This is a genomic window from Vibrio sp. MMG023, assembly GCF_021654215.1.
GTDB classification, from domain to species: Bacteria; Pseudomonadota; Gammaproteobacteria; order Enterobacterales; family Vibrionaceae; genus Vibrio; species Vibrio jasicida.
Window position 1 is genome coordinate 1 of the sequence record NZ_JAKFZP010000010.1, and the last position, 12,917, is coordinate 12,917.

Below are 12,917 nucleotides of genomic sequence, written 5' to 3' on the forward strand. Positions count from 1 at the left end.
AAGTGCCCACACAGATTGATAGGTCTATATTGTTAAAGAGCTTGCTTTGCGAGAAATTTTCTCTCAAAGCGGAGGTGAATTCTAGCGAGATAATTGAGAGTGTCAAACACTTTTTTCAATTTATTTTCTCAGAAGTTTTTTACCCCTTCGACTCTGCTGAAGCCTTGTGGCGTCTGCCGTGTCGATGGATGCGCATTATAGGGAGAAGATTTTCTTTGGCAAGACTAAAAATGCATTTTTTCTAAAAAAACATGCCAAATGGATACTTTCCATCCAACCAGAAAAATACCCATAAATAACACCCAAGTTTTCTACAGATTACCCACAAAACCCTGTGGATAACTACTCATCACTGTCAAAGAAATAGGAAATCCGAGATCTTGGATTTAGGTACTCCCTAATTTTTTCAGGCAGTTTGGATGGATGAATCGCGTTTACGATTTTTAAGTCTTTTGATGCAAGGTCAATAATCGGCGCTTGTGTACGCGGAACTGAAGGGTCATAAACTAAGACATTAGGAAACAACAAGTGTGACGCATTTACCGAGATCACCAACCCCACCATATTATTGGAAAGTTGTACTACCGTTCCCGGTGGAAAAACGCCCATAAACTTGATCAAGATATTAAGGTTTTCTTCTTTATATAGATGTTTGCAATTCTTATATAAATGAGAGAGCGCGGTATAAGGTATCTTTTGTTCGGAAGGGACTGGCGTATGGCACAAATTATCAAAAGCATTCGCCACAATGATCACTTGAGCCAGCTCATCGATATCATCCCCTTTTAACCCTTTAGGATAACCCGAGCCATCTCTCATCTCATGATGTTGGGCTATGACTCTTTTCGCGCTTTCAGGAAAGTCATCAATTTGATTCGCCATATCCAAGCCGTACTTGGTGTGCAACTTAAGATAGTTACTTTCTGGTTCAGTGAGCGGCACCTGTTTACGTAAAATAGCCGTTGGGATTTTAATTTTGCCCATATCATGAAAGAGCGCTGCAAAAGAGAGCGCTTTAAGCTGCTCTGCGGAGTATCCTTTTGCACGTCCAATCATCATAGCAATGACAGCAACGTTCAACGAATGGAAGTAGATATCTTCAAATTCATTTTTGCCATTCATTAAATGTAATGTGACATTATCATCGCACATCAACTTCTCAACGATATCGTCAATCAATTGTTTGGCTTCATCAACAGCAGCGGCGGGACGATTACGTATTTTCGTCATCACAGAGCGCATACGGGCGAGGGAACGCTCGAACTCTTTCTCACATTGAATGACTCGACGGCGATAAGCGCTAAGCTTTTCGATGCGCTTTTGCTTCTCTTGCCATAGCTTCTGAGCTTCCAGCTCTAAAGTGTCGTCCTTCTTTACTTCTACTTGCGGCTGATTCGCTGGTAGAGGCGATACTTCGCTCTGTTCTGAGTTAAAATAAACAAACTTAACTCCAAGGTGTCGGATCATCTCAACTTGTTCTTGGTCTTTGATTTTGAAGCTATTTAATAGGAAGGGGTGCTCGTTCCACTTGAGTGGGAGACGGATATGTAAGCCGGGCTGAATACGATCCACTGTAAGTTTAATTATTGCCACTTTTCCACTACTGATTTAGTTCTTCTTGATAAGCCTTTAATAGTAGTGGATTTTGTAAATGAATTCATCAATAAGGCCGATGTATAAAGCGTCGATGTGCTCACCATCAATAGACAATAACGAGTAGGTTATAGGCCACTCAACCTTTAGCACTTACCATAAAGACCTATCGGCCTTACGTATTTTCAGTTGAGCTTCAAAGATAGGCTTGCTTTCTATTTGTTGATCTTTGACTAGCCCTATAAGAGTTTGCACTGCCACTCTCGCCATGTCACTAATTGGGAAATGAACCGCAGATACCGTAGGGTAGAGACTTTCACATAGGTCGACACTATCAAAGCTTACTAACGAAATTTGTTCTGGGACAGATATCTTATGTTCATGCAGAAATTGCATTGCCCCAACCGTCATCTCCTCACTACAAGAAAAAAGCGCGGTTATTTCAGGATGCCGTCTATATATAGAAGCCATTGCATCATAACCACTTTGACGGCCGTAGTTACCTTCTTCACACCAGCTTTCATCAATTTCGATGCCCGCACTCTTCATTGCATCTACATAACCTAACTTTCTAAGTAAGCTATTATGACGCTGTGAAGGGCCGGTAATACAAGCAATGTGCCTGTGCCCCCCCGAGATAAGGTGCTCTACCGCTATTCGACTCGCATCATGATGATTGAACGTGACACACCGCTCTTCAATACCTTCTACATAACGATCAAGTAATACAAACGGCGTTGGTAACTTTGCTAGTTCACGCAACTCATCATCAGACAAATAACGGCTGTGAAGCACATAACCATCGCAGCGAAGATCATTAAAACGCTCAATAGCCTCTCGCTCTCCTTCTGCGGAATGGTGACCTTGTGCGGTAATCAAAAACTTCTTATGGATGTCTAGTTCCGTTTGAACTTGCTCCATCATCTCCCCGAAAAATCCACCGGTGTAGTACGTCACCAATAAACCAACCATGTTACTTGATGAAGTCGCTAGGGAGCGGGCAATCGCACTTGGGCGATAATTTAATTGCGCCATGGCCGCTTCGACTTTTTTTCTTGTCTCTTCACGGAACTTGCCTTCGCCATTAATAATGCGAGAAACGGTGGAACGGTTTACTCCAGCGAGTTCTGCGACATCTTTTATCCTTGCCATATTGCTATTTAATCCAACTGCATGTTTTATTCGAAGAGATAACCTAGATAAAGCGGCCACCAGCAAGTCGTAAGGTGATAATAGGGTTCGACGCCGGCGGCCTAAATCATACACTGGCAACTTTGTGAGAAGAAATAAGCTCAGAGTAATCCGTGACTGCGATACCATGTTGAACAAGTTCTTGCTTAAGTATCGGGGAGGTCAGAACCTGCAGCTCTAATTCTCGTTGCAGCGCGTAACCGCTGCTAAGTATTAGAGGTTGATCGGCCTCTGCGGGATGACACATCACTTCGACAATATCGTACTGAGACTTTAATCTGAGCAAGCCCCTTAGCAACCCATCGAGACTTACACCTTGATCATAAAATTCATCAGTGAAGAAATATCGAACAGGATTCCTGACATGGCATAACCCACTTCCGCGTAAAGGTACACGATATTTTGTAGCAAGTTCTCTTATAACAGGGAGCAATTGAGGGTGAGTGTGCGCATGGTGATGGCTATCTAGATGACTCAATGATAAGCCTAAAGCAAGAAAGTGCTCTATTTGGCTTTGCGCTTCTTCATACACAGCCTTTAAATCGAAATCTTGTTTTTTCCATAACTCGGCATAACTAACAAAGTGCTCCTTACCATTGGTAAGATTAGGGTGCCCCGTAATTGGAGCACCAGCGGTAAAACGAAGGTGTATACCAATTTTCAAGTTAGAATTTTGTTTCGCTAATTCGACGGCATGCTTCTCGGCCCCCATCCCTACCATCATGGTGGTCGACCGAACCACACCTTGCTGGTGTGCTTTGATGATTCCGTTATTCACTCCGGGCGTTAAGCCAAAGTCATCAGCGTTAAAAATCACTTTCATTGGTGATATCCCTTTTTACAGCATTGTCAGTTTAAATTGAGGAAGGTAAGGTGCATTCACTTTCAATATGTCGTCCAAAATGGATTTCGCTCGCCCAATATCAGGCACTAACGGATTATTGGTCAACGCCATAAGTGCTTTGTCATAACTCCCTTCAACCGCAGCTTCAATCGCTAATTGCTCGTAAGCCTTAACTTGGTAAAGTAGTCCTTTTATGTTGGTCGAGAGCTCCCCTACTGCGAGCGGTTTTGCCCCCCAACTACCAATAACTGCACTACATTCAATCACAGCATTGTCAGGTAAACCGTTAATTGCGCCATTGTTTAGTACGTTCACCACATGAATACTATTGCGATTGTTATAAATCGAGTCCACTAGGTTCAATGATGCATCGGAATAGTAAGCTCCTCCCCGCTCTTCTAACTCTTTTGGTTTATGAGCCAAGTTAGGATCTTGATACAGCTTAAATAATGCCGATTCGGTCTCCATAACTTGTTCAGCACGCGTGCCTTGTTCACCCGCGCTCTGTTTTTCTTCCGCTAGCATGGCATCTGTTTGATAGAAATAACGATGATAAGGACAAGGGATCGCCCCTAACGCTTTAAGAAATGCAGGATCCCACGGTTCCTCCCAAATATTCTTCATACTGAAGTTGGCACCATCTCCAACCTTCTCTAGTACCGTTTGAGTAATATCCTCTCCTCTAAGCCATGCTTTATGTACCCACACCAAGTGATTCAAACCAGCGAACTCAAGTTGCAGCTCTTTTGGTTCACAATCCATCATCTCGGCAATCATCATTTCCATCGAAACAGGCACATTACAAAGTCCAATACTCTTCACTTTGGTATATTTACTCACCGCTTCAGAGACTAAACCTGCTGGGTTAGTAAAATTCAACATCCAAGCATTTGGGGCTAATTCTTCAATATCTTTGCAAATATCGAGGATTACAGGAATGGTTCTCAATGCTTTGGCGAAACCACCCGGTCCTGTAGTTTCCTGACCGATAACATCATATTTAATAGGAATACGCTCGTCGTTCGCTCGCGCAGCTAAACCACCAACACGGAATTGCGTCATAACAAAGTCCGCACCTTTGATTGCTTCACGACGATCAAAACCCGCTTTAATTTCAATGTCAGCACCAGCTTTATCGACCATTCGTTGCGCTAAACCTGTGATGATCTCTAACTTCTCCGCCCCAGACTCAATATCAACAAAGTGCATCTGTTTAACAGGTAAGAACTCCAAACGTTTAATAACACCCTCAACAAGTTCCGGAGTGTAACTACTGCCGCCACCTATAATGGCGAGCTTGATTGCATTTCTCGGCATCGTGGCTTCCTTACCTTTCAGAAATTTGCTTGTTCAATGCGACGATTTCTACCGCCATTTCCTGCGCTAAGATGGTCGTCATTAAATGATCTTGAGCATGCACCATAACCAAGGTCATTGGCACTTTGCCCTCTCCTTGATCCTCTTCAATCAATTGCGTTTGAATCAGGTGCGCTTTGTTAATGCACTCTTTCGCTTGAAAAAGCTTTTCTTCCGCTGCTGCAAAGTTTCTCTCTCTCGATAGGCGCAATGCCTCATAACTCAAACTTCTGGCTTCACCCGCGTTGCAGATAATTTCCATCACGACTAATTCTTGTTCCATGTATTCTCTCCGAAAGGGAGGGCTATCGAATGACAGCCCAATCATCTTTATGCTGTTACGCCTTCACCGGATGGTTGTTCCGCGTCTTTTGTTTCTTTGCTTGTTGGAAGCTCTTGCTCTAATACTTGCTTTTCAAACATCTTGAAGAACGGCAAGTAGATAAACAGGTCAAGAATCAGTAGCCCTATCACGAGCAACACAGGTGAGAATGTCCAGCCGCTACCCCACGATGCACCGATAATAGCTGGTGTAGTCCAAGGTGTTGTTGCCACACCCATTCCAACAAAACCAAGATGCACAGCAAAATACGCAATGGTGGCATTCAAGATAGGTGCGAATACGAATGGAATAAATAGAATAGGGTTCATCACCACAGGGCTACCAAAAATAACCGGTTCGTTAATTTGGAAGAAACCAGGCACTGCACTCATACGTCCAATACTTTTGAGGTGAGCTGAACGACTGAAGGACATAAGCATTACCAGCGCTAATGTTGCACCCGAACCACCAATAAAGATGTAGAAGTCCCAGAATGGCTGAGTGAATACATTTGGAATAGGTTGGCCAGCAACAAACGCGTCGATGTTAGCACTGATATTAGTAAGGAAGATGGGAGACAGAAGACCAACGACAATCGCCGCTCCATGGATGCCCGCAAACCACAATAACTGACAAACAAGCAATGCGCCAATGATCGCTGGTAACGTATTTGAAGCACTGATCAATGGTTTGAACATTGCCATCACCGCATCAGGAATCAACATATCGTATTGCATTTGAACAAAAATACTCAGAGGGTAAAGCGTAACGAAAATCGCTAAGACGGGTAGCAATACCTCAAAGGATCGTGCAATAGCCGGAGGCACCTGCTCTGGCATGCGAATCGTAATGTTATGCTTTTTCATAAAGCGGTACAGCTCGACAGAAAAGAAAGCACTCATTACCGCAGTAAAAATCCCCGTTCCTCCCATATGATTCATTGCCAAAGCGCCGTCTTTAGCAGGAGCTGCAATTAATAAGAAACTCATAAGCGACAAAACAGCACTGGTTATCCCATCCATTTTGTACGCTTTCGCCAAGCTATAGGCGACCCCTAGCGAGACGAATATCGTCATGATTCCCATCGACATATTGAACGGCATCATAATGGTATCGAAATGCGTCGTCGCAAAGTCCAACCATATTTGACCTAGAGTAAACGAAGTCCCTTCTTCAAATGGTGGAAAAGCAAATATTAAGATAAAGCTACCTACAATAATAAACGGCATTGCCACGATAAATCCGTCTCTCATTGCTCTAACATGAGGTTGATTACCCACTTTTGCTGCAATTGGGGCTATATGCTTTTCGACTATTCCTATAATCACATCATAAAGCTTCATAGAGTCCATCCTTATTTTTAGACAAAAGAACCCCACATCAAATATCAATATTTGATGATTGTTCTTTTTATTTTAAACTATTGAATTAGTTAATAAGTTCTAATGCTTGCTTTAATACTTCTTCCCCTTTCATCATTCCATAAGCCTGTGGGGAAATTGCTTCTATATTTTTACCGTGCTCTTGAGCTGTTTTTCGCAACTCTTCTAATTGGAATCGAACTTGAGGTCCAAGCAAGCAAACATCGTACTCTTTGATTGCTTCATCAAACGCGTTCACAGACAACGCATCAATCTTACATACAATACCTTGCTTTTCAGCAGCTTGCTCCATCTTTCTAACCAACATACTGGTCGACATCCCAGCGCTACAGCATAAAAGGATCTTTTTCATAGCCTTACTCCCGTTGTGTAATTTTCAATCTACAAAAACTGTAGCAAAAATAACCAACGCAAAAAAGCGCAACCGGTTGCATTGTTCGTGAACTAAATCTCACTTTAGAAAATACGCTCTATTTTTTATTAATTATTTAGGTCTAGGATAAAAGCCAACAGAATAATAAAACACAAAATTTATATTTATAACTATCAATATATTACTACTGACAACGTCATAATTAATTTCTTAAAAGGAATAAAGAATGAAATTAAATAAACTGGCTATGGTTACACTCTTAGGCACTGCTCTATCTCAATATTCGTTTGCCCAAGCAGACCCAAAAGGCACGATATATTTAACTTTTGATGACGGCCCTATTAACGCGTCAATCGATGTGATTAATGTGCTTAATGAACAAGGGGTTAAAGGCACTTTTTACTTTAATGCTTGGCACCTAGATGGGATTGGTGATGAAAATGAGGACCGCGCTTTAGAAGCTTTGAAACTGGCTCTCGATACAGGGCATATCGTAGCGAACCACAGTTATGCCCATATGATCCATAACTGCGTGGAAGAATTTGGCCCTAACAGTGGTGCAGAATGTAATGCGACGGGCGATCATCAAATTAACTCTTACCAAGATCCTGTCTACGACGCTCTAACATTTGACGAAAACTTAGCAGTACTCGAGCGATACCTACCAAATATTTCCAGTTACCCAAACTATCGCGGTGAAGAGTTTGCTCGATTGCCATATACCAACGGCTGGCGTGTAACAAAAAACTTTAAAGCAGATGGCTTATGTGCAACCTCTGATGACTTAAAACCTTGGGAACCTGGCTACGTCTGTGACACTAACAACCCGTCAAACAGCGTTAAGGCCTCGATTGAAGTTCAAAATATCTTAGCGAATAAGGGATATCAAACCCATGGTTGGGATCTCGACTGGGCACCGGAGAACTGGGGCATTGCAATGCCAGCAAATAGTTTGACGGAAGCAGAACCGTTTCTAGGTTATGTTGATGCGGCCCTAAACAGTTGTGCGCCAACGACGATCAACCCTATCAACTCCAAAACACAAGAATTCCCTTGTGGTACTCCGCTACACGCAGACAAAGTTATCGTGTTAACACATGAGTTCTTATTCGAAGATGGCAAACGTGGCATGGGAGCAACCAAAAACTTACCTAAGCTGGCTAAGTTTATCCAAATCGCAAAAGAAGCAGGATACGTTTTCGATACCATGGATAACTACACACCTGTTTGGCAAGTTGGTCAGGCATACGTTGCTGGTGATTACGTAACACATTCAGGTACTGTTTATAAAGCGGTTACAACGCACGTCGCACAACAGGATTGGGCACCGTCTTCAACGTCTAGCCTTTGGACAAATGCCGATCCTGCAACTAACTGGACACTAAACGTTGCTTATGAAGCAGATGATGTCGTGACTTACCAAGGTCTTCGCTACCTCGTAAACATTCCGCATGTATCACAGTCGGATTGGACTCCTAATACACAGAACACCTTGTTCACAGCTCTATAGGCTGTTCCTACTATCACCATGTAGTAGTTTGCGCGAGGCATACCCCTCGCGCTTTTTTTATTTTGGATAACCAGAAACAACAAAGCCCCGACTTTCGTCGAGGCTTTGTCTTAAAATATGGTACCGGTGGGCAGAGTTGATTGGACAAGCATTCCTGCCGCCACCGCGAAGGCAACGCTAACTTTCTTCCACCATTTTCAAACACCCAAAACGACGAAAGGCGGCTATACAAGCGACCTTTCTATGTATGGTACTGGTGGGTGGCTTGATTGGGCAGGCACTCCTGATGCCACGCTGGATTTGAATTTACAAACCCCAGATACAACAAAGCCCCGACTTTCGTCGAGGCTCTGTCTTGGAATATGGTACCGGTGGGCGGACTTGAACCGCCACGCCCGAAGGCAACGGATTTTGAATCCGTCGTGTATACCAATTTCACCACACCGGCATCTCGGGGCTATTGCCCTTTGATGGTTGGCATTATACGTAAGCTTTTGACCTGCGCAAGCAGAAAAACCTTAAATAACTATCGTTTGCTGATAATTTCGCCACAAAGTGTGACAAAGAAGATCTCATCACAGTTCAGTCTGCCATATCACCTGATAACAAGACCTCCCTCTCAGCCCTATAAACGGTTAACTGTAATATCCGAAACGTAACCATTACCAATATTAGAAAGCGCACCATGAATCATCCGCGCTGCATCACATGCACTCATAAAGCTACTGGTGTCTAAAGACTTACCGCTCGTCTCCCAAAATTCCGTCGCCATACCTCCGGGATACACAGCGATAATTTTCATTGGTTTGCCTTTTAACTCCATACGAACGGATTCAATCAAACCTTTGACAGCCCACTTCACCGCACAATAGGTCGATTCTTGTGCCTTAGCTTGCTGTGCTGCTGTCGACATCACCATCACAACATTTACTGGCTGCTCTTGATAACGTTTGACCAACTCTCGAAGAATATTAATCGCCGAAGTGAGGTTATTTTCAATCAGCTTTTGAATCTCTTGCGGGTCTTGCTCAGCTAATAAACCAAAATACCCACTTCCAGCACAGTGAATCAGAGTAGAAGGCGCTTTAGGCAGCTCATTAAACAAATTCTCGACTTGGGATGTATCCACCAAATCACAACTACGCACTTGAGCTTTATTAGATAGGTGTTGAGCAAGAGTCGCCAACTTCTCTTCACTGCGTCCAGTTAACAGTGTTTCTTCGCCTTGAGCATCATACAACTTAGCTAGTTGCGCACCTAGTCCACTGCTCGCGCCGGTAATCACGATCATCTTGTACCTCTATCACGTCATTCGTAATCTCATGTTCTAAGCAAGGTACCGTATGTTTGACGATTTCACAGGTTAGGTGACGCGAAGTTTGAACTGGATAGCTTTGTTAAGTTAGACGATGGATATAAAGTGTCTTCTGCTATGGTGATTTCTTCGTAATTAGAGACTCTGTGCGTTAGCTCTCTTTTCACCGACAAGCGGAATCTATATCCTGACGCACAATTTTAAAGGTAAGTGATGGAACTATGACGACTTCTACAACTCTTCCACCAGCGGGCTTATTTCGCCGATTAGCGGCGTTGTTCTACGATATGCTGATTATCTTAGCAATTGAAATGATGGCCGCCGGCGTAGTGATGGCAATCGTCTTTGCGTTAAATGCAGCAGGATTATTGAGCTATGGAGAATATGCAGATGCAGCGGATATGCTAGGAAAGCACCCTGTATTAAGCCCGCTATTTACCCTTTACTTGGCGACAGTCTGGGTATATTTCTTTGTCTTCTTCTGGACACGAGCAGGTCAAACACTAGGCATGCGAGCTTGGAAGATGCAGATCCGAAACAGCAAAGATGGCTCAGCTATTTCTGTAACTCAGGCACTGATTCGCCTAGCAACCTCTGGTTTCGGCTTAGCTAACCTCACTGTACCCATTGACCCACAGAAACGTGGTTTCCATGATATCTGGGCAAAAACTGAAGTCGTGGTATTACCGAAAGCTAAATAGTTAAATGGCAGAAGCAAAATAGAAAAAGGAAGGCATGCCGCCTTCCTTTTTTATGTTTACTGTCTTTGGGAATCTATAGCTTTCTTCTGAGCAGAGATACCGCAATAGCTAAGAATACGAGACTTGGAGCCAGTGCACCGAATACTGGCGGGATGCCATATACCAAGGTTAGAGGACCAAAGAATTCACTGGATATGTAAAAAGTAAAGCCAGCAACCACCCCCGAAAGCACCCTTGCCCCCATGGTCACACTACGTAATGGACCGAATACAAATGACAGTGCCATCAACATCATTACCGCGATAGAAAGCGGTTGAGATAGCTTGCGCCAAAATGCCAGTTCATAACGTGAAGCATCTTGCTCTGATGCTTTCAGGTATGTCACATAGTCATACAAGCCACTTAGTGACAGCTCTTCTGGTTTTACCGTCACGACTGCCAGTTTGTCTGGTGCTAATGAGGTGTGCCACTCCATTTGTTCCAAATCACGCTTGGTAATGACGTTTTCATTCTCCATGTCAGTAACTTGCACGTAGCGCATCAGCCAATTGTTGTCTTGTTGGTAATCAACCTCTTCAGCAAAAATGACTTTCTGTAGGTTTTTATCATCATCAAAACGCCACATGTTCAAACCATAGAGTTTGTCGTCTTCAACTTTGCCGATAAAGATAAAATCATTGGCATCACGAGCCCAAACACCAGCCCGAACAGAAACGATACTACCGCCAGACAAAGCAAACGCTCGTAGATCACGTGCCATTTTTTGTGCTTCAGGTGCGCCCCATTGGCCAAGCGTCATGACGATTAGCATTAATGGAACCGCGGTTTTAAGCACTGATAAACCGATATCCAACTTAGAAAAGCCGGCTGCTTGCATTACTACGAGCTCGGAGCTGGAAGCCAACATACCAAGGCCAATTAATGCCCCCAACAACGCAGCCATCGGGAAAAACATTTCTACATCGCGAGGGATACTTAGTAACACAAAGTAGAGGGCATGCATTAAGTCGTATGCACCACGGCCGACTTTACGCAGCTGCTCTACGTATTTGATGATGCCAGACAAACCAACAAAGGTCGCTAACACCAAAGCCGTGGTAGAGATTATCGTTCTACCGATGTAAAGGTCTAAGAGTTTGAACACAGCTTACGCGAGCCTCTTCTTACGGAATTTTTCTTTCATTCGACGAGCAGGAACACTGTCCATCATGTTCGCCAGGATAGCGACCAAAAGCAGCATCGCATTAATAGGCCACATGCCAATAGCAGCAGGTATAGCACCATCCTCTAACGCAGATTTCGTTGCACTAATTGCAAGGAAGTACGCCAAGTAAATCAAGATGGCAGGGCCCATTTTAGCGAAACGTCCCTGACGTGGGTTGACCGCGGAAAGCGGAATAACCAACATCGTCAACAGCGGAATACACACAAACAATGAAATTCGCCATTGCAGTTCTGCTTGCGCTTCTGGATCGGGATGACCGATCAAATCTGCGGTTGGGTAAGCTTCCCAATCACGACCTTTTTGCTTCACTTCGCGCTGGCCAATCAAGCCTTCATATTCGTCAAACTTGGTGATCATGTATTCCACGCGAGTCGGCACACCTTCATAGCGCGTGCCCTCATGCATCGTAATGATCTGACGACCATCCGACAGTTCTTTTACATCGCCTGAAGAAGAGAACATCACGCTTGGTAGAATGGAATCGCGAGGGCGCATCTGTGCAACAAACACGTTGCTTAACGTGCTGTTTTTGATGTCGTCAATAAACACGACTGACGAACCATCTGGCGTTCCTTGGAATTGGCCTTTCTTTAGCAGGTCAACGCTGTTTTCTGCCGCGACTTGCTCGTACAGTTGCTCGACACGGTCCTGAGACCAAGGCGATAACCACAACGCATTAAACGCAGCAACACCTGATGTAATCAGAGCTAAGTACAATGCCGCCTGTACCAAGAATTTATTCCCGATACCGGTGGCATTCATTACCACGATCTCACTTTCCGCATACAAGCGACCAAAGGTGATCAATATGCCGATGTACAAACTTAATGGCAGCATCAATAAACCCATGGCTGGCATGTTTAAACCAACCACTGAGAAAATTAATCCAGCAGGAATATCCCCGTCCGAAGCATCAGCAAGAACACTGATAAACTTCTGGCTCACAAACACCAAAAAAAGTACGAAGAAAATCGCAAATTGGCTCTTGAGTGTTTCGCGGATCAAATATCTAACAATAATCACGCTGAAATTACCTATACAAAACTTGTTTTTTTGGTCGAATCACTATAGTTTCCCGTTGAACCATTTATTTTTTTAAAAATTA

The 12,917-nt window shown here is 43.7% G+C and carries 12 protein-coding genes, 1 tRNA gene and 1 pseudogene; 3 read left to right on the top strand and 11 right to left on the bottom strand.

Going from position 1 to position 12,917, the window contains the following annotated elements:
- A pseudogene (locus L1076_RS23710) lies at positions 1–245 on the top strand (hypothetical protein); the annotation flags it as partial.
- A gap of 97 nt (positions 246–342) precedes the next feature.
- Here the strand turns inward: L1076_RS23710 and L1076_RS23715 are convergent.
- The 7 genes from L1076_RS23715 to L1076_RS23745 all read right to left on the bottom strand — a co-directional run bounded on the left by L1076_RS23715 (position 343) and on the right by L1076_RS23745 (position 7,040).
- The gene (locus tag L1076_RS23715) at positions 343–1,593 is read right to left on the bottom strand and encodes a DUF3391 domain-containing protein (protein WP_237304617.1); all 1,251 of its coding nucleotides are present in this window, start codon (positions 1,591–1,593) and stop codon (positions 343–345) included.
- A 153-nt stretch (positions 1,594–1,746) separates the two neighbouring features.
- Entirely contained in the window at positions 1,747–2,745 is a 999-nt protein-coding gene (locus L1076_RS23720; protein ID WP_102389441.1) for a LacI family DNA-binding transcriptional regulator, read from the bottom strand.
- Between the two features lie 106 nt (positions 2,746–2,851).
- The gene (gene chbG / locus L1076_RS23725; RefSeq protein WP_038864458.1) at positions 2,852–3,607 is read right to left on the bottom strand and encodes a chitin disaccharide deacetylase; all 756 of its coding nucleotides are present in this window, start codon (positions 3,605–3,607) and stop codon (positions 2,852–2,854) included.
- 15 nt (positions 3,608–3,622) lie between these two features.
- On the bottom strand, positions 3,623–4,945 hold the full coding sequence (locus L1076_RS23730) for a 6-phospho-beta-glucosidase (protein WP_038864460.1): 1,323 nt from the start codon (positions 4,943–4,945) through the stop codon (positions 3,623–3,625).
- A 10-nt stretch (positions 4,946–4,955) separates the two neighbouring features.
- Positions 4,956–5,267: a PTS lactose/cellobiose transporter subunit IIA gene (locus tag L1076_RS23735; protein WP_038864462.1), complete on the bottom strand. Its 312-nt coding sequence runs from the start codon at positions 5,265–5,267 to the stop codon at positions 4,956–4,958.
- 47 nt (positions 5,268–5,314) lie between these two features.
- On the bottom strand, positions 5,315–6,649 hold the full coding sequence (locus L1076_RS23740) for a PTS sugar transporter subunit IIC (RefSeq protein WP_237304618.1): 1,335 nt from the start codon (positions 6,647–6,649) through the stop codon (positions 5,315–5,317).
- Positions 6,650–6,734: 85 nt separating this feature from the next.
- Positions 6,735–7,040 carry a PTS sugar transporter subunit IIB gene (locus L1076_RS23745; protein WP_063345294.1) on the bottom strand — a complete coding sequence of 102 codons (306 nt, stop codon included), beginning with the start codon at positions 7,038–7,040 and terminating at the stop codon, positions 6,735–6,737.
- Between the two features lie 247 nt (positions 7,041–7,287).
- Between L1076_RS23745 and cod the strand changes: the two genes are divergently transcribed.
- Positions 7,288–8,571, top strand: a complete 1,284-nt coding sequence (gene cod, locus L1076_RS23750) for a chitin oligosaccharide deacetylase (protein WP_039975714.1) — start codon at positions 7,288–7,290, stop codon at positions 8,569–8,571.
- 363 nt (positions 8,572–8,934) lie between these two features.
- Here the strand turns inward: cod and L1076_RS23755 are convergent.
- Positions 8,935–9,019: transfer RNA gene (locus L1076_RS23755), tRNA-Leu, on the bottom strand.
- Between the two features lie 177 nt (positions 9,020–9,196).
- Positions 9,197–9,862, bottom strand: coding sequence for an SDR family NAD(P)-dependent oxidoreductase (locus tag L1076_RS23760; protein WP_054757006.1), 666 nt, complete (start codon positions 9,860–9,862; stop codon positions 9,197–9,199).
- 245 nt (positions 9,863–10,107) lie between these two features.
- On the opposite strand from L1076_RS23760, the gene L1076_RS23765 reads away from it, so the two are divergent.
- A complete protein-coding gene (locus tag L1076_RS23765) occupies positions 10,108–10,587 on the top strand; it encodes an RDD family protein (RefSeq protein WP_039975711.1) in 480 nt (159 codons plus the stop codon).
- A 73-nt stretch (positions 10,588–10,660) separates the two neighbouring features.
- Here the strand turns inward: L1076_RS23765 and lptG are convergent, their stop codons facing one another.
- A complete protein-coding gene (gene lptG, locus L1076_RS23770; protein WP_038879670.1) occupies positions 10,661–11,731 on the bottom strand; it encodes an LPS export ABC transporter permease LptG in 1,071 nt (356 codons plus the stop codon).
- Between the two features lie 3 nt (positions 11,732–11,734).
- Positions 11,735–12,835: an LPS export ABC transporter permease LptF gene (gene lptF / locus L1076_RS23775; protein ID WP_038864471.1), complete on the bottom strand. Its 1,101-nt coding sequence runs from the start codon at positions 12,833–12,835 to the stop codon at positions 11,735–11,737.
- Positions 12,836–12,917: the final 82 nt, after the last annotated feature.

Excerpts from the sequence above, each read along its gene's own strand:
- cod (WP_039975714.1), top strand. The coding sequence starts at position 7,288 with ATGAAATTAAATAAACTGGCTATGGTTACACTCTTAGGCACTGCTCTA.
- L1076_RS23740 (WP_237304618.1), bottom strand. The coding sequence starts at position 6,649 with ATGAAGCTTTATGATGTGATTATAGGAATAGTCGAAAAGCATATAGCC.
- L1076_RS23720 (WP_102389441.1), bottom strand. The coding sequence starts at position 2,745 with ATGGCAAGGATAAAAGATGTCGCAGAACTCGCTGGAGTAAACCGTTCC.
- L1076_RS23760 (WP_054757006.1), bottom strand. The coding sequence starts at position 9,862 with ATGATCGTGATTACCGGCGCGAGCAGTGGACTAGGTGCGCAACTAGCT.
- L1076_RS23745 (WP_063345294.1), bottom strand. The coding sequence starts at position 7,040 with ATGAAAAAGATCCTTTTATGCTGTAGCGCTGGGATGTCGACCAGTATG.
- L1076_RS23730 (WP_038864460.1), bottom strand. The coding sequence starts at position 4,945 with ATGCCGAGAAATGCAATCAAGCTCGCCATTATAGGTGGCGGCAGTAGT.
- L1076_RS23735 (WP_038864462.1), bottom strand. The coding sequence starts at position 5,267 with ATGGAACAAGAATTAGTCGTGATGGAAATTATCTGCAACGCGGGTGAA.
- L1076_RS23765 (WP_039975711.1), top strand. The coding sequence starts at position 10,108 with ATGACGACTTCTACAACTCTTCCACCAGCGGGCTTATTTCGCCGATTA.
- chbG (WP_038864458.1), bottom strand. The coding sequence starts at position 3,607 with ATGAAAGTGATTTTTAACGCTGATGACTTTGGCTTAACGCCCGGAGTG.